The organism is Mesorhizobium sp. LNHC229A00 (genome assembly GCF_000502415.1).
In the GTDB taxonomy this organism is placed as follows: domain Bacteria; phylum Pseudomonadota; class Alphaproteobacteria; order Rhizobiales; family Rhizobiaceae; genus Mesorhizobium.
The window spans coordinates 333755-349285 of record NZ_AYWQ01000009.1; the positions used below are offsets into that span (position 1 = coordinate 333755).

14 protein-coding genes and 2 pseudogenes are annotated in these 15531 nt (G+C 62.2%); 6 read left to right on the forward strand and 10 right to left on the reverse strand.

Annotated elements, in window-relative coordinates; all coding sequences use genetic code 11:
* The first annotated feature begins 129 nt into the window (after positions 1-129).
* Positions 130-468, forward strand: coding sequence for a TIGR01244 family sulfur transferase (locus X742_RS149985; RefSeq protein WP_023773350.1), 339 nt, complete (start codon positions 130-132; stop codon positions 466-468).
* Here the strand turns inward: X742_RS149985 and X742_RS149980 are convergent.
* Entirely contained in the window at positions 465-932 is a 468-nt protein-coding gene (locus X742_RS149980; RefSeq protein WP_023773351.1) for an Lrp/AsnC family transcriptional regulator, read from the reverse strand. The genes X742_RS149985 and X742_RS149980 overlap by 4 nt on opposite strands.
* A gap of 135 nt (positions 933-1067) precedes the next feature.
* On the opposite strand from X742_RS149980, the gene hppD reads away from it, so the two are divergent.
* The gene (hppD, locus tag X742_RS149975; RefSeq protein WP_023773352.1) at positions 1068-2180 is read left to right on the forward strand and encodes a 4-hydroxyphenylpyruvate dioxygenase; all 1113 of its coding nucleotides are present in this window, start codon (positions 1068-1070) and stop codon (positions 2178-2180) included.
* Positions 2181-2324: 144 nt separating this feature from the next.
* Here hppD and X742_RS149970 read toward each other — a convergent pair whose 3' ends face one another.
* The 4 genes from X742_RS149970 to hmgA are packed head-to-tail and all read right to left on the reverse strand — an operon-like array spanning position 2325 to position 6129.
* The gene (locus tag X742_RS149970; RefSeq protein ID WP_023773353.1) at positions 2325-2885 is read right to left on the reverse strand and encodes a DinB family protein; all 561 of its coding nucleotides are present in this window, start codon (positions 2883-2885) and stop codon (positions 2325-2327) included.
* A gap of 21 nt (positions 2886-2906) precedes the next feature.
* Entirely contained in the window at positions 2907-3920 is a 1014-nt protein-coding gene (locus X742_RS149965) for a fumarylacetoacetate hydrolase family protein (RefSeq protein ID WP_023773354.1), read from the reverse strand.
* Entirely contained in the window at positions 3917-4804 is an 888-nt protein-coding gene (locus X742_RS149960) for an MBL fold metallo-hydrolase (RefSeq protein WP_023773355.1), read from the reverse strand. Before X742_RS149960 ends, X742_RS149965 begins: the two co-directional genes overlap by 4 nt.
* Positions 4805-4815: 11 nt before the next feature.
* Positions 4816-6129 carry a homogentisate 1,2-dioxygenase gene (gene hmgA / locus X742_RS149955; protein ID WP_023773356.1) on the reverse strand — a complete coding sequence of 438 codons (1314 nt, stop codon included), beginning with the start codon at positions 6127-6129 and terminating at the stop codon, positions 4816-4818.
* Between the two features lie 87 nt (positions 6130-6216).
* On the opposite strand from hmgA, the gene X742_RS149950 reads away from it, so the two are divergent.
* Complete coding sequence (locus X742_RS149950) at positions 6217-6654, forward strand: MarR family transcriptional regulator (RefSeq protein WP_023773357.1); 438 nt, start codon at positions 6217-6219, stop codon at positions 6652-6654.
* Between the two features lie 157 nt (positions 6655-6811).
* Here the strand turns inward: X742_RS149950 and tdh are convergent, their stop codons facing one another.
* Both tdh and X742_RS149940 read right to left on the reverse strand, forming a co-directional pair.
* On the reverse strand, positions 6812-7846 hold the full coding sequence (gene tdh / locus X742_RS149945) for an L-threonine 3-dehydrogenase (protein ID WP_023773358.1): 1035 nt from the start codon (positions 7844-7846) through the stop codon (positions 6812-6814).
* Between the two features lie 52 nt (positions 7847-7898).
* Positions 7899-9086 (reverse strand): glycine C-acetyltransferase, encoded by a 1188-nt coding sequence (locus X742_RS149940; RefSeq protein WP_023773359.1) that lies wholly within the window; start codon positions 9084-9086, stop codon positions 7899-7901.
* A gap of 306 nt (positions 9087-9392) precedes the next feature.
* Here X742_RS149940 and X742_RS149935 point away from each other — a divergent pair, with 306 nt between their 5' ends.
* Positions 9393-11465: an EAL domain-containing protein gene (locus tag X742_RS149935; protein WP_023773360.1), complete on the forward strand. Its 2073-nt coding sequence runs from the start codon at positions 9393-9395 to the stop codon at positions 11463-11465.
* A 145-nt stretch (positions 11466-11610) separates the two neighbouring features.
* Here the strand turns inward: X742_RS149935 and X742_RS149930 are convergent, their stop codons facing one another.
* The gene (locus tag X742_RS149930; protein ID WP_015318329.1) at positions 11611-12039 is read right to left on the reverse strand and encodes a MarR family transcriptional regulator; all 429 of its coding nucleotides are present in this window, start codon (positions 12037-12039) and stop codon (positions 11611-11613) included.
* 145 nt (positions 12040-12184) lie between these two features.
* Between X742_RS149930 and X742_RS149925 the strand changes: the two genes are divergently transcribed.
* Positions 12185-12592, forward strand: coding sequence for a hypothetical protein (locus tag X742_RS149925; protein ID WP_023773361.1), 408 nt, complete (start codon positions 12185-12187; stop codon positions 12590-12592).
* A gap of 100 nt (positions 12593-12692) precedes the next feature.
* Here X742_RS149925 and X742_RS01000000170310 read toward each other — a convergent pair.
* Positions 12693-14637, reverse strand: a pseudogene (locus X742_RS01000000170310) (NADH:flavin oxidoreductase).
* Positions 14638-14694: 57 nt separating this feature from the next.
* On the opposite strand from X742_RS01000000170310, the gene queF reads away from it, so the two are divergent.
* On the forward strand, positions 14695-15156 hold the full coding sequence (queF, locus tag X742_RS149920) for a preQ(1) synthase (protein ID WP_023773362.1): 462 nt from the start codon (positions 14695-14697) through the stop codon (positions 15154-15156).
* An 8-nt stretch (positions 15157-15164) separates the two neighbouring features.
* On the opposite strand, the pseudogene X742_RS149915 reads toward queF, so the two are convergent.
* Positions 15165-15531 (reverse strand): annotated as a pseudogene (locus X742_RS149915) (hypothetical protein); the annotation flags it as partial.

A 15531-nucleotide genomic window follows, 5' to 3' on the forward strand; every position in this document is an offset into this window, starting at 1 on the left:
GGGCCGTATCGGCCCGGTTGGATTTTCTGGCGCGCGATGTCTATTTGCAGAGAATTCCTTCGATGCGGATTGCCGCCCCCCCCCCGGAGTGGCAAGACTGCCGTCAAAGAGATCGCGAGGATACGAGCCATGGAATACCGCCAGATCAGCGAAGACTATTCGGTCTCGGGCCAGATCCAGCCCGAGGACGTTGCCTCCATCAAGGAAGCCGGCTTCAAGAGCGTGATCTGCAACCGGCCTGATGATGAGCAGCCGGGACAGCCTTCGGCGGACACGCTCAAGGCCGCGGTCGAGGCCGCCGGCCTCGCCTTCCGCTACATTCCGGTGATCAGCGGCCAGATCACGCGAGAGAATGTCGACGACCAGGCCGAGGCACTCGACGAGCTCGACGGCCCGGTGTTCGCCTATTGCCGCTCCGGCGCCCGCTGTACCAATCTGTACGGGCTGATCCAGCAGTCGAAGGATTAAATCGGCAGCGCGCCGGTCTCCTTCAGCGTCTCCAGCACGATCGCCGTCTTCACATGCTGCACGGATTCGTGCGGCAGGAGCACGCCGTTGACGAATTCCGACAGCGATTTGAGGTCTGGGGTTACGACCTTCAGGATGTAGTCCATCTCGCCGGTCAGCGCATGGGCCTCCTGCACCTCGGGCAGCCGCGCCACCAATTCCCCGAAGCGGCGCGCATTGTCGCGGTTGTGGGTGGCCAGTGTCACCGAGATGACGTTGACCAGCGAGAAACCGAGCTTGTCGCGGTCGAGCACCGCACGATAGCCCCTGATGTAGCCGTCCTCCTCCAACCGCTGGCGGCGGCGCGAGCATTGCGAGGCAGAGAGGTTTACCCGCTCGGAGAGATCGTTGTTAGTGAGCCGCGCGTCGCCTTGCAAAAGCGCCATTATCTTGCGGTCGAACTGATCAATGCGCGTCTGATCCATGGTTTTATCTCTCGTCATGCACGGTCCGCGCATGAGATCACCATTTCAAGCGTTTGAATGCAAGCACCGTGCGTGGGCTCCGCGCTATTATGATTTAGACGGTCTTTTCAGGCCTAGCAGCATCCGGAGGATATCATGGGTCCTTTCCCGCACGACGCACCGCCCGCCACGATCAGCAAGGACAACCCCGCCGGCACCGACGGTTTCGAGTTCGTCGAATTCGCGCATCCGGAGCCGCGGAAGCTGGCCGAACTGTTCACCCGCATGGGTTATGTCGCGGTAGCAAGGCATCGCACCAAGGACATCACCGTCTGGCGCCAGGGCGACATCAATTATGTCGTCAATGCCGAGCCCAGCTCGCATGCGATGAAATTCGTCGACAAGCACGGCCCCTGTGCTGCTTCGATGGCCTGGCGGGTGGTCGATGCCAAGCATGCTTTCGAGCATGCCGTCTCGAAGGGCGCCACGCCTTACGAAGGCGGCGACAAGGCGCTCGACGTGCCTGCTATCGTCGGCATCGGCGGCTCGCTGCTCTATTTCATCGACAGCTATGGCAAGAAGGGCTCGGCCTATGACGCCGAATTCGAGTGGCTCGGCGAACGCGACCCCAAGCCGCAAGGCGTCGGCTTCTATTTCCTCGATCACCTGACCCACAACGTTTATCGCGGCCAGATGGACAAATGGTGGGATTTCTACCGCAATCTGTTCGGTTTCAAGCAGATCCATTTCTTCGACATCGACGGCAAGATCACGGGCCTGGTCAGCCGGGCGATCACCTCGCCCTGCGGCAAGATCCGCATTCCGCTCAATGAGTCGAAGGACGAGACCAGCCAGATCGCCGAATATCTGAAGAAGTACAATGGCGAAGGCATCCAGCACATCGCGGTGGGAACCGACGAGATCTACGCCGCCACCGACAAGCTCGCGGAGAACGGGCTGAAATTCATGCCCGGCCCGCCCGAGACCTACTACGACATGTCGTATGACCGCGTGAACGGCCATGAAGAGCCGATCGAGCGGATGAAGAAGCACGGCATCCTGATCGACGGCGAAGGTGTGGTCGACGGCGGCATGACCAAGATTCTATTGCAGATCTTTTCGAAGACCGTGATCGGGCCGATCTTCTTCGAGTTCATCCAGCGCAAGGGCGACGAAGGCTTTGGCGAAGGCAATTTCCGCGCGCTGTTCGAATCGATCGAGCAGGACCAGATCAAGCGCGGCGTGATCAAGGTTCAGGCCGCGGAATAGACAGACCGTCGCCAAGGTTCTTGCAGCCAGGCCCCTTATGACCAGATTTTGGTCATAAGGGGCCTGGCAATGAGCATCCGATGGCGAAAGCACACGCGCGTATCAAAGGCCTGACGTTGGTCGCCGCTGATCGTCTTTTTCAGCCTATGATGTTGCGTTGGCCTGATCGTCCAACCGTAGCCGCTCGACCTCCACTCTCCTCAGCTTCAAATCATAGTCGAGCAGGAACTCGTCGAGTTGCGGCGGCGCCACCGAGGTGCCGGACAGCATCGCATGCACCTGGCCGCGATGGTGGATGTCGTGCAGGAAGACGTGCGCCAGGATATCGCCGATCTTTTCCGGGATCATGCCGTCTTCACGCCGGTCGGTGACGACGCGGCGGTCGAGATCGGCCTCCGACAGGCCATCGCAGAAGGCGATCAGCCGCCGATCGGCCGCAAGCTGAGCCAGGTAAAGCTCCGGCGCGGCATCGAAAGGCACGAAGTCATCGTAGGCAGCCGCACCGACGCCGCCGTCTTCGAGAAAATCGAGATAGAGATGATCGACCGCGAGGACATGGTTGAGCGTTGCCTTGATCGACGGGAAAAAGCTGGTGCGCTCGGCCTCGAATTCACCGGGCTTCAGCGCAAGCACGGCGCGATAGAGCCGGTCGTTCGACCAGAGATTGTTCCCCGCCATGCGACGCAGATGATCCAGCAGGTCCATCACTCAAACCTCTCATTTTGCCTACCGCTGGTATTTCTCGACCTTCTGCTCGATGGCGCCGAAGATCGAATGCCCTGATCTGTCCTTCATCTCGATGCGCACGGTGTCGCCGAAGCGCAAGAAAGGTGTCTTGGGCTCGCCTGACACAATGGTCTCTATCATGCGCAGTTCGGCGATGCAGGAATAACCGGCTCCGCCCGCAGAGACCGGCTTGCCCGGGCCGCCGTCGAGTTTGTTGGACACCGTACCCGAGCCGATGATGGCGCCTGATACCAGCGGCCTTGTGCTGGCGGCGTGAGCAATCAGCGCCGGAAAATCGAAGGTCATGTCGACACCGGCATCGGCGCGGCCGAACGGCTTGCCGTTGATGTCGGCAAGCAGCGGCAGATTGACCTTGCCGCCGTCCCAGGCATCGCCCAGCTCATCCGGCGTCACCGCGACCGGAGAGAAGGCGGAGGACGGTTTCGACTGGAAGAAGCCGAATCCCTTAGCGAGTTCCGGCCCGGTCAGCGCGCGCAGCGTGACATCGTTGACCAGCATCACCAGCCGGATCGCGGCGCGCGCCTCGTCGAGGCTGGCGCCCATCGGCACATCGTCGACGATGACGGCGATCTCGGCTTCCATGTCGATGCCGAAGGCCTCATCCGCTAGACGGATCGGATCGCGCGGGGCAACGAAGGAGTCCGAGCCGCCCTGGTAGATCAGCGGGTCGGTCCAGAAGCTTGCCGGCATCTCGACGCCGCGCGCCTTCCGCACCAGTTCGACATGGTTCACATAGGCCGAGCCGTCGGCCCATTGATAGGCGCGCGGCAGCGGTGAATGCGCGTCATGCTCGTGAAAACGGGCCGCCGGCATCGCATTGTTCTCCAGCGATTCCGCTATGGTCGCGAGATGCGGCGAGATCCTGCGCCAGTCGTCGAGTGCGGCCTGCAGCGTGCGCGCCAGGAACGAGGCGTCGGTGTATTGCGTCAGGTCGCGCGAAACGACGACGAGCTTTCCATCGCGTGTTCCGTCCTTCAGCGTGGCAAGCTTCATGCGGTTCCCTCTCCTGATGCGGCCTTGGCGCCGCTTAACTCCACAACAAGGCCGTCGCGAGCGATCGTCAAGTCGCCGGCCCATGTTTTCCTGACCGCGGCGATCCAGTCGAGCTCGCCGATCTCGGCATCGTCGGCTGGAATGAGGTGGTTGAGCACCAATCTTTTGATGCCGGCATCGCGGGCGATACGGCCTGCCTCCTCGGCAAAGCTGTGACTGGAGAGCAGATGTTCCCTGAGCCGCGCGCCATTGCCGGTCCTGGCAACCAGCCGCTCGATGCCTTCTTCCAGCATGGCTTCGTGGACGAGAATGTCAGCCCCTTCGGCGAAATGCGCCAGCGGCGGAAAGAAGGCCGTATCGGCGGAAAACACCACGCTTTTGCCGCCATGCTCGAAGCGCAGGGCAAAACAGTCGGTCACCGGCGGATGGTCGACGCGCAGCGCCGTGACCGTCAGTCCGCGCTGCTCGGCCACATGCCCTTGGCCGAATTCGTCGACAGAGACCAACTCGCGAATATCGGGACGGCCCTCGTCGGCGATGCGGATCTCGATGTCGAATTCCATGGCCTGACAAAAGCGCCGCCAGTAGTGGCCAACCCCAGGCGGCCCGAACACCGTGACCGGCGTCGCTAATCCGGCCGTCCAGGCGGTGTGGATCAGCGGCCCGAGTTCCAGCACATGGTCGGAATGCAGATGCGTGATGAAGATCAGGTCGAGCACCTTCAGGCTGACCCCGGCATCGACCAGACCGCGCGTCACGCCAAGCCCGCAATCGACGACGATGGCTCGCCCACCAATCTCGAGCAGCGACGAACTCGGCCACGGCCCGCGGGGCCGCAGTGCCGGACCGCCTTTCGACCCGAGCAGCACAAGCCGGTCCGGCATTGGTTTGCCGATCAAGACCAGTCGCCCTCGGGCGTGCCATTGAAGCGCTTCTTCAGGTCGGCCCAGCAATCGATGTAGTTGTCCTGCCGGGTTTCGAGTTCGGCGCCGTAGCGGGTCAGCATCTGCGGAAAACGGGTCTCGAACATGAAGGCCATGGTATTGTCGAGCTTGACCGGTTTCAGCTCCGCGCGCGAGGCCTTTTCGAAGCCAGGCGCATCCGGACCATGGGCCAGCATCAGATTGTGCAGGCTGATGCCGCCGGGGACGAAACCCTCCTCCTTGGCGTCGTACTGGCCGTGGATCAGACCCATGAACTCACTCATGATGTTTCGGTGGTACCAGGGCGGCCGGAACGTATCCTCGGCCACCAGCCAGCGCGGCGGGAAGAGGACGAAGTCGATGTTGGCGGTGCCTTCCTCGCCGCTCGGCGCCGTCAGCACGGTGAAGATCGACGGGTCAGGATGATCGAACAGCAGCGCGCCGACCGGCGAAAAGGTCGCCAGATCATATTTATAGGGCGCGTAGTTGCCGTGCCAGGCAACGACGTCGAGCGGCGAATGGCCGATCTCGGTGACATGGAAATTGCCGCACCATTTCACGATCAGCCGGCACGGCGTTTCCTTCTCCTCGAACCAGGCGCAAGGCGTCTTGAAGTCGCGCGGATTGGCCAGGCAATTGGCGCCGATCGGGCCGCGGTCGGGCAGAGTCAGCTTGGCGCCATAATTTTCGCAGACATAGCCGCGCACTTCGGCGTCGGCCAGTTCGACCTTGAAGACGAGGCCGCGTGGCAGCACGGCGATCTCGCCGGGCCGAAGCTCGATGACGCCCACCTCGGTGACGAAGCGCAAGCTGCCCACCTGGGGCACGACCAGCAACTCGCCGTCGGCATTGAAGAAATGATCGTCGACCATCGACGTATTGGCGACATAGACATGGGCAGCCATGCCGGTCTGGCCAAGTACGTCGCCGGCCGTGGTGATGCTGCGCATACCCTTGATGAAGTCGGTCGGCTCCTTCGGCATCGGCACCGGATTCCAGCGGTACTGGCCAAGCGCCAGCTCGTGGTCGCCGACATTGGGCGCGGTCTTCCACAGGGGATAACTCGCCGCCTTGAACCTGCCCGTGTGCTTGACGCTCGGCCGGATCCGGTAGAGCCAGGAGCGCTCATTGGTGCCGCGCGGAGCGGTGAAGGGCGAGCCTGAAAGCTGCTCGGCGTAGAGGCCGTAGGCCGGCCGTTGCGGCGAGTTTCGTCCCTGCGGCAGCGAACCGGGCAGGGTCTCGGTTTCGAAGTCGTTGCCGAAACCCGGCATGTAGGAAAAGGCCATTGCTTCCTCCCGGATTGACCAAATTGGTTTCATTTGTAACCATCGAAAATGTAACTATCAACCTTCCGTTTTTCCCGGATGCGGACAATGGACATTCTCGAGCTCGAAAGCTTTCTGCCCTACCGGCTGTATCGTCTTTCAGACGCCGTCAGCCGCGAATTTTCGAAAGTCTATAAGGACCGCCACGGCCTGACCCGGCCCGAATGGCGCACGTTATCGGGGTTGGGACAGCGCGGCACGATGACCGCGACGGAACTTGGCGAGCAGTCGGCCATGCATAAGACCAAGGTCTCGCGCGCCGTGGCCGAGTTAGAACGGCGGCGCTGGCTGGTACGAACACCTGACGAGAACGACCGCCGCGTCGAGCACTTGACGCTTACCAACGCCGGGCTTGCAGCCTATCGCGAGATGGTGCCGCTGGCGCAGAGTTTCGAGCGGGAACTGCTGGCGAAACTTGGCGTGGACGAACGTGCGGCGATTGTGCGTGGGGTGGCGGCGCTTGAGAGGGCATTGGAAGCAAAGTAGCGCCGAAAGAATGGGGATGTGCTGGCGGGACAGCGCCCCCTCTGTCCTGACGCAAATCTATCCCGTAATTTGATCTCCCCACTTGAGGGGGAGATGTCCGGCAGGACAGAGGGGGGCGCCTCGCGCAAACGTTTCACCGGATGGCGCTATACCGCCGTTACCAGTCCATCACCACCTTGCCCGAACTGCCACTGCGCATCGCATCGAACCCAACCTGATAATCGTCGATGCCAATCCGATGCGTGATAAGCCCACTCACATCCAGCGGACCCTGTACCAGCGCGATCATCTTGTACCAGGTCTCGAACATTTCGCGGCCGTAGATGCCCTTGAGATGCAGCATCTTGAAGATGACCTTGTTCCAGTCGATCTCGAAGCCGGTGGGCGCAATGCCCAGAATGGCGATCTTGCCGCCATTGTTCATGGTATCGATCATGTCGCGGAAGGCGGGGGCCGCGCCCGACATTTCGAGGCCGACGTCAAAACCCTCGGTCATGCCGAGCACCGGCATGACATCGCGCAGCTTCTCCTTCGAGGCGTCGACAACATGCTGGACGCCAAGCTTCTTGGCCAGCGCCAGCCGCACCGGGTTGATGTCGGTGATGACAACCTTGCGTGCGCCGACGCACTGCGCCACCAGCGCGCCCATGATGCCGATCGGCCCGGCGCCGGTGACCAGCACATCCTCGCCGACCAGGTCGAAGGACAATGCCGTATGGACCGCGTTGCCCAGGGGATCGAATATCGCGGCAATCTCGTCCGGCACGTCGTCGGGGATCGGCACCACATTGTGCTGGGGAATGGCCAGGTACTCGCCGAAGGCACCGGGACGGTTGACGCCGACGCCGAGCGTGTTGCGGCACAGATGCCCCCTGCCCGCGCGGCAGTTGCGGCAGTGGCCGCAGACGATGTGTCCCTCGCCCGACACGCGCTGGCCGACCTTGTATTCGGTGACCGCGGCACCAAAGTCGGCGACCGTGCCGACGAATTCGTGGCCGGTAACCATCGGCACGGGAACCGTCTTTTGCGCCCACTGGTCCCAGTTGTAGATGTGGACGTCGGTGCCGCAGATCGCGGTCTTCTTGACCTTGATCAGCACATCGTTCGGGCCAATCTCCGGCACCGGAACCTCTTCCATCCAGATGCCCGGTTCGGCCTTGGCCTTCACCAGCGCCTTCATCATGTTCGACATTCTTTTGTCCCTTGAATCTCTTGATCCGGAATCGCTTTTCGCTACCGGCCCTTCAGGAAATCACGCCCAATTGCCTGCCGACCGCGCCGAACGCTTCCACGGCCCGGTCGATGTCGGTGCTGGAGTGCGCCGCCGACATCTGGGTGCGGATGCGCGCCTGGCCTTTCGGCACCACGGGGAATGAGAATCCGATGACGTAGATGCCACGCTTCAGCATGCGCGCCGCCATCTCCTGCGCCAACGTGGCATCGCCCAGCATTACCGGGATGATCGGATGATCGGCCCCAGCCAGCGTGAAGCCAAGCTTGCCCATCTGGGACCTGAACCGGGCCGCATTGGCATATAGGCGCTCGCGCAATCCGTCGCCATTGCGGATCAGCTCGAACACCTTGATCGAGGCGCCGGCGATCGCCGGCATCAGCGTGTTGGAAAAGAGATAGGGCCGCGAGCGCTGGCGCAGCCAGTCGACCACCTGCTTCTTGCCCGAGGTGTAGCCGCCGGAAGCGCCGCCGAGCGCCTTGCCGAGCGTGCCGGTGATGATGTCAACCCTGCCCTCGACACCGCAATGCTCGGGCGAACCGCGCCCATTTCCGCCGACGAAGCCGACCGCATGGCTGTCATCCACCATGACCATGGCGTCGTATTTCTCGGCCAGATCGCAGACGCCGGAGAGATTGGCGATGATGCCATCCATGGAAAACACGCCGTCGGTGGCGATCAGCCGGAAGCGGCAATCCTTGGCTTCCTTCAGGCGTGCCTCGAGATCGGCCATGTCGTTGTTGGCATAGCGGAAGCGTTTGGCCTTCGACAGTCTGACGCCGTCGATGATCGAGGCGTGGTTCAGCGCATCCGAGATGATTGCGTCTTCCTCGCCAAGCAGCGTCTCGAACAGGCCGCCATTGGCGTCGAAGCAAGAGCCGTAGAGGATGGTGTCTTCCAAGCCGAGGAAAGAGGAGATCGTCGTCTCGAGCTGCTTGTGTTCTTCCTGGGTCCCGCAGATGAAGCGTACCGAGGCCATGCCGTAGCCGTAGCGGTCGAGCGCCTGCGTGGCCGCCGCACGCAGTTCCGCGCTGTCGGCAAGGCCGAGATAGTTGTTGGCGCAGAAGTTCAGCACTTTCTCCCCGCCGACCTCGATCTCAGCCGACTGCATCGAGGAAATCACCCGCTCGGACTTGTAGAGCCCGGCGGATTTCAACCCTGCAAGCTCGTTGTCGATATGGGAGAGAAATGCTGCGGTCATGATCGGGCCCCGTTTGACGTCGGCAGACTGTCGTCCCGCCCGCACAAAAAATCCATCGCAAAAGCGACCGGATCAGGTGGCCCGGCAGCATCAGCTGGGACGCCATGGAGATCGTTCAACCGCCACGCAAGAACGCTCGGGCCGACGAATACATAAATGCCGGCCTGCGGCGAAAGGAGGCGATAACCATTTCGCGATCTTTGGCCCTTTCCCCCTTGCGGACCGGTTGTCGATTTCCAGTCCTGTTAACGTTTGCAGTCCAATGGTGCTCGCATAGATCCGTTGGCGAGAGGACCGCCCCCGAACATGTCTCAGCAGCCGGTGCAAACCGTTTCAGGCAGGCTCATACTGCTGATCAAGGCTGGCTACTGGCTGGCGCTGCTGATCATTGCCGCCATGGTCGCGGCCTCCTTCGTTCTGCTGCAGCAGACGATGGCCACGCAGCAGCACAATCACACCTTGCTCGACATCGTCGGCACGCAGAAGACGCTGTCGCAGCGCATCGTTTTCCTTGCCAGCGCGACGGGCGCCGCCTCGCGCGACAAGCAGCCGGCGCTGGTCAGCGCGCTGAAGCAGGCCACGGCGGAGTTCGAGACGAACTACGATCTGCTGCTCAAGCAAACGGGCGCGGATCCGCAATCGCCGGCCAAGCTCGATGCGAAGTCGATCGAGAGCGTGCTTTTCACCAAACCCTTCCATCTCGACTATTTCTCGGTTGGCCTGATCGCCAATGGCGACCGGCTGGTGTCTGCACTGGAATCGCAGCTCAACCTTGGCGACAATGGCGGCTACAAGGGCGGCGCCGAACGCGTCAATCTCGATGCGTCGGTCGCCAATGCCACGCTGTCGGGCTATGCCGCGCTCGGCCAGCGCATCAGCGCCGATGCCGACGAGCGCTCGGAAAAGCTGCTCTCCCTCCACCGCACGCTGTTCTACGCCACACTCGGCGTCATCCTGCTGGTGGCGCTGTTCATCTTCAGGCCGATGTCCAACGCGATCCTGCGCAAGACGCGTGAGTTGGTCGACGCCCGCAATTCAATGGCCTTCATCGCGGTGCATGACGGCCTGACCGGCCTGCACAACCGCACCTTCCTCACCGACCATTTCGAGACGCTGATCAAGGGCGCGCATCGCCGGCGCGAGCGCCTGGCCGTAGTTCAGCTCGACCTCGACCGCTTCAAGCAGATCAACGATACGCTGGGTCACGCCGCCGGCGACTATGTCCTGGTCGTGACGGCACAGCGAATGCGCGATTCCTGCCGCGCTTCGGATCTGTGCGCGCGGCTCGGCGGCGACGAATTCGTGATGATCCTCAACGGAGCCGGCAGCACCGAGGACATCAACATGCTGGCACGGCGCATCCTGGTGCACATCAACGAGCCGATCGTGTTCCAGGGCACCACCATTCTCCCGGGCGCCAGCGGCGGCATCGCGGTCTATCCGATCGATGCCGACAATGCGCAGGACCTGCTCGTCCATGCCGATCTGGCGCTCTACTCCGCCAAGAAAATGGGGGGCGGCAACTTCTCTTTCTTCTCGGAGGAGCTGCGCCGCGAACTCGACTACCGCAAGCAGCTCGAACATGACATCAAGATCGCCATTTCCGAAAAGGCGTTCCAGGTCTATTTCCAGCCGCAGGTCTCGCTGACCGACGGCTCCATCAGCGGCATCGAAGCGCTCGTGCGCTGGAACCATCCCGAGCGGGGCATGATCTCGCCGGGCGAATTCATCCCGGTCGCCGAGAAATGCGGCTTCATGCCGGAGATCGGCCGCATCGTGATCGGCAAGGCGATCAATGAGGCCGCCGAGTGGAATCGTGCCGGGATTGCCTTCGGCCGGCTTGCGGTCAATGTCTCGGGCACCGAGTTGCGCGAGCATGATTTCGATGCGTTTCTGTTCGAGACGCTGGAGAAAGCCGGACTGCCGCCGCAGAAACTGTCGCTGGAAATCGTCGAATCCGTCATTCTGGACGACGAGAAGACCGGCATCGCGGCGAAGCTGCGTCATATCAGGGCGGCCGGCGTGCATCTGGAGCTCGATGATTTCGGCACCGGCTATGCTTCGCTCAGCCACGTCAATCCCAACGAGATCGACCGGCTCAAGATCGACCGTCGCTTCGTGCAAAACATCCACGAGAATGGCGACAACTCCAAGATCGTGCGCGCCATCACCGAACTTGCCCGGGGGCTGGGCATCTCCATCGTCGCCGAGGGTGCGGAAACCGAAGCGGAACTCGACTCGCTGATGGCGATCGGCTGCGACCAGGTGCAGGGTTATTCCATCGCCTTCCCGATGCCGCATGACAAGGCGCTCGAATGGCTGACCGCCCGCACGCCGAAGAAAGCCAGGCTGACGGTATTGCAGGGAAGCCTGGCGTAACCCGGCCAGCGATGCATGACGAGATGTTCAGGACGGCTTTGACGGCACGACAAAATTGACCAGCCTGATCGCCGCGCTGAAACTATGCCACTATACGTTTGGAACAATCCAGAGCTATGACGACTGAGCCATCAGGCCGGCATTCCTAGCTCTCTACATTCTTCCGCAACGCCGCAAGCACCTGGGCAAATTCCGCCAGACGCTCGTCGGACAGTCCTTTGCGAAGCCGCTTGTCGAAGACGAGTGCCGCTTGCCGCAACGTCTCGAACAGCGCTTCTCCCGTCTCCGTCAATTCGACTAGGTGGACCCGGCGGTTGACGGGATCGCGCCGCCGCGTCAGCAGGCCCTGCGCCTCCATTGCGTTGAGATGATGGGTCAGCGTCGCACCCTGGATGCCGATCATGCCGGCGAGTTCGCGCTGATTGGCAAGCTCGCTCGACTTGACGGACAGCAGTGTGAGCCAGACCGGCAATGTGCCGCCTGCCTCAACCAAGGCAGCGTCGAATGCTTGTGCGACAAGCTTGGCGGTGCGGCCGAGATTCATGCCGACCGGCGGGCGGTCAAATGGTGTCATGATCTGACAGTAGAGCAAGCAGTGGGAATGTGAAACTTGGCTTCATGATTGACATCTAACCGTTAGATATCTAATTTTGCTTTATCCGTGGCATCGCAACATGGTTGCGGCGCGTAGGCGGTGGGCGAATGAGAGGAATGCGGTCATGCAATACGTTTATATCGCTGTCATCGGCCTGCACGTCATGGCCGGCGTCTTCTGGGCCGGCACGACCATCGCGGTTGGCCGCGATCCGGACATCCGGGCAGAGCGGTTCTTCCGGCCGCAAATGGGCGCGGCCGGTTTGGCTTTCCTGACCGGTTTCCTGCTCTGGTATTTCTTTCATGAGGGTGCTTTCGGCTCGATGGAAAAGGTACTGGCGCTCGGAATTTTGACGGCGCTGATCGCCGCCGGCGTGCAAGGCGCGCTGGTGGGCTCCGCCAGCAGGCAGCTTGCCGGCGCCGATGCCGCGAGCCAAACGGAGCTGCGCGCGAAAATGACCAGGGGCGAACGCATCGCCGGCGGGCTGCTGGTCATCACCGTGCTTTGCATGGCGACCGCCAAGATGTTTTAGAATCGCACGGCCGGTGAAAGCCGATCATGCGCGGCGCGCAACGAACCAGAGCGGCAGATGGCTCTCCTTGCAAAGGCCGTTGCGCGCCACCTGATCGTGATCAAATCCTGATCCCGAACCTGATCCCGTCATAGATGGCGGCGTGGATGTTGCGCGAGGCAACGGCGTCGCCGATGCGCAAGAGCACGAAGCCGCCATCCACGTTGCGCTTGGGAAAAATGTCGCCGCCATTGACCAGACGCTCATAGTCGACCGCACCACCGTTCTTCGACAGCGGTTTCAGCGAAAGATACAGATCGTCGAGCGGCGCCGTGCCGTGCTCGACCACCACCTGATCGACCCTGCGCTCTCCGCGCCAGCCATCGGCGAAATCCGAAGCGAGTTCCGCGATCAGTTGATTGCCCTCACGCCGCACCGAGCGCAGGCGGGTATTGATGGTGACCGTGACGCCCTTTTCCTGGAAGGCCCTGACATAGGGTACGTGGTTCATGCCGCCCATTTCGGGGGCGAAGAAGCGTTCCGGCGAAACCAGTTCCAGCTTCGAGCCGCTGTTGGCAATCAGTTCGGCCGCGCCCATGCCCTGATGGCCGCCATTGTCGTCGTAGAGCAACACATTCTCGGCCGACTTGACGCTGCCGGCCATGATGTCCCAGCTCGAGGTGACGAGATTGTCGCCGGAGGCCAGCGGCGGGTTCTGCGGCAGGCCACCGGTGGCGATCACCACGACATCGGGCGCCAGCGCCAGAACATCGTTCTGTTCCGCCCAGGTGTCGTAGCGGATCTCGACGCCGAGCCGGGCGAGTTCGGCCAGTCGCCAGTCGATGATGCCGATCAATTCCTTGCGGCGCGGGTTCTGGGTCGCCAGACGCACCTGGCCGCCCGCTTGTGATGATGCCTCGAGGATCGTCACTTGATGACCGCGCTCGGCTGCGACGCGCGCCGCCTCCAGCCCACCAGCGCCGGCGCCGACGACCACCACTTTCCGCTTAGGCCCTTCCGTCTTGACAATGATGTGCGGGATATCCGCCTCGCGGCCGGTCGCCGCATTGTGAACGCACAGCGCCTCGCCGCCTTCATAGATGCGGTCGAGACAATAGGTAGCGCCGACACAGGGACGTATCTCGTGCTCGCGGCCCTCCATCACCTTCTTGATGATGTGCGGATCGGCGATGTGGGCGCGTGTCATGCCGACCATGTCGAGCTTGCCGGTGGCGATCGCATGGCGCGCGGTGGCGACGTCGGAAATGCGCGCCGCGTGGAAGGTCGGGAATTTCGTCGCCGCCCTTACCTCACCGGCGAAATCGAGATGCGGCGAAGACCGCATGCCGGTCACCGGAATGACCTTGGTGAGCGCCGCGTCGGTCTCGATCGAGCCCCGGATGATGTTGAGGAAATCGAGCTTGCCGGAGCCGGCCAGCCGCCTGGCGATCTCGACGCCCTCCTCCTTCGACAGGCCTTTGTCGAAATCTTCGTCGGCGACCATGCGGATGCCGACGACGAATTTGTCGCCGACCGCCGNCCATCAGATGGCCGTAGGATTCGAACTCGATGCCGTCGAGCCCGGCCGCCTGGCAGCGCTGGGCGGCCGATGCATAGTCGGCGACGATGCGCTCGATATCCCACTCCTCGATGGTCTTGGGGAAAGCGCGATGCGCCGGCTCGCGCACCGGCGAAGCCGAGAGCACCGGCAGCCAGTCGGCCTTGTTCCAACCCGTGCGGCGGCCAAGATGGGTGATCTGGATCATCACCTTGCAGTCGTGCTCGTGGCAGGCATCGGTGAGTTCAGCCAGCCACGGCACGATGCGGTCGTCATAGACGTGCAGATTGCCGAAGGCAGCCGGGCTGTCGCGCGAAACGATGGCCGAGCCCGCGGTCATGGTCAGCGCCATGCCGCCCTTGGCCTTTTCGGCATGATAGAGCCGGTAGCGCTCCTTCGGCATGCCGTCCTCCGAGTAAGCCGGCTCGTGACTGGTCGACATCACCCGGTTCTTCAGCGTCAAATGCTTGAGCTGGTAGGGTTGGAGAAGCGGGTCGTTGCTGGTCATCGTCTTCCTGCCGTTTTAATTTGTGCTAATGAGCGGCAAATCCAAGGGAAACCGCACATGATCGATACCAAAAATCTCACCCAGCTCGGCACGCAGGTCGAGACGCCACAGAGCCCCGAAGCCGCGGTCCTGGAAACCGTGCCGTTTTCGCGCGGCGACGGACCACCGGCGATTGTGCGCTTTACCTGCCCGGAATTCACCTCGCTCTGCCCGGTGACCGGACAGCCGGATTTCGCCCATATCGTCATCGACTACGCACCTGATGCCGCCCTGGTGGAATCGAAGTCGCTCAAGCTGTTCATGACCTCGTTTCGCAACCATGGCGCCTTCCATGAAGACTGCACGGTGATGATCGGACGTCGCATCGTGGCCGCGACCAAGCCGCTCTGGTTGCGCATAGGCGGCTATTGGTATCCGCGCGGCGGCATTCCGATCGACGTGTTCTGGCAGACCGGCGCTCCGCCCGAAGGCGCCTGGCTGCCGGATACCGGCGTGGCTCCCTATCGCGGGCGCGGCTAGTTCGGCCATCATTCGCACTGGTACTGGCTGAGCGCCCATTCGCCGGTCACCGACAAAAGGTCCGATATCTTCCATTCGCCATCGACCTTCTTGAACTTCCATTCGAGGCGGTGCGGGTTACCGGCGACGACGAAGGCGACGATCACCTTGGCCTGGTCGCCGTTGATCGCTTCGAGCGTCTTCAGGCTCTTGTCGATCTCGGCCTTGTCGTAGTCCGCATTGTCGAGCGCCATGTTGGGATCCAGGCACTCGCCTTGCCCGGATTTGCGCAAGGCGTCGCTTTTGTCGAGCACGGTTTTCGCCGGATCGATGAAATGGCCGCGCTGAGCCGGATCGACCTCCAGGCCGACCTGATCGTAGAACGGCCGCACCACC

What these genes read in the sequence shown, in the direction of transcription:
- X742_RS149965 (WP_023773354.1), bottom strand. Translation starts at nt 3,920, where the DNA reads ATGAAGCTTGCCACGCTGAAGGACGGAACACGCGATGGAAAGCTCGTC.
- X742_RS149980 (WP_023773351.1), bottom strand. Translation starts at nt 932, where the DNA reads ATGGATCAGACGCGCATTGATCAGTTCGACCGCAAGATAATGGCGCTT.
- tdh (WP_023773358.1), bottom strand. Translation starts at nt 7,846, where the DNA reads ATGTCGAACATGATGAAGGCGCTGGTGAAGGCCAAGGCCGAACCGGGC.
- X742_RS149935 (WP_023773360.1), top strand. Translation starts at nt 9,393, where the DNA reads ATGTCTCAGCAGCCGGTGCAAACCGTTTCAGGCAGGCTCATACTGCTG.
- X742_RS149930 (WP_015318329.1), bottom strand. Translation starts at nt 12,039, where the DNA reads ATGACACCATTTGACCGCCCGCCGGTCGGCATGAATCTCGGCCGCACC.
- hmgA (WP_023773356.1), bottom strand. Translation starts at nt 6,129, where the DNA reads ATGGCCTTTTCCTACATGCCGGGTTTCGGCAACGACTTCGAAACCGAG.
- X742_RS149940 (WP_023773359.1), bottom strand. Translation starts at nt 9,086, where the DNA reads ATGACCGCAGCATTTCTCTCCCATATCGACAACGAGCTTGCAGGGTTG.
- X742_RS149960 (WP_023773355.1), bottom strand. Translation starts at nt 4,804, where the DNA reads ATGCCGGACCGGCTTGTGCTGCTCGGGTCGAAAGGCGGTCCGGCACTG.
- X742_RS149925 (WP_023773361.1), top strand. Translation starts at nt 12,185, where the DNA reads ATGCAATACGTTTATATCGCTGTCATCGGCCTGCACGTCATGGCCGGC.
- X742_RS149950 (WP_023773357.1), top strand. Translation starts at nt 6,217, where the DNA reads ATGGACATTCTCGAGCTCGAAAGCTTTCTGCCCTACCGGCTGTATCGT.
- queF (WP_023773362.1), top strand. Translation starts at nt 14,695, where the DNA reads ATGATCGATACCAAAAATCTCACCCAGCTCGGCACGCAGGTCGAGACG.
- X742_RS149970 (WP_023773353.1), bottom strand. Translation starts at nt 2,885, where the DNA reads ATGGACCTGCTGGATCATCTGCGTCGCATGGCGGGGAACAATCTCTGG.
- hppD (WP_023773352.1), top strand. Translation starts at nt 1,068, where the DNA reads ATGGGTCCTTTCCCGCACGACGCACCGCCCGCCACGATCAGCAAGGAC.
- X742_RS149985 (WP_023773350.1), top strand. Translation starts at nt 130, where the DNA reads ATGGAATACCGCCAGATCAGCGAAGACTATTCGGTCTCGGGCCAGATC.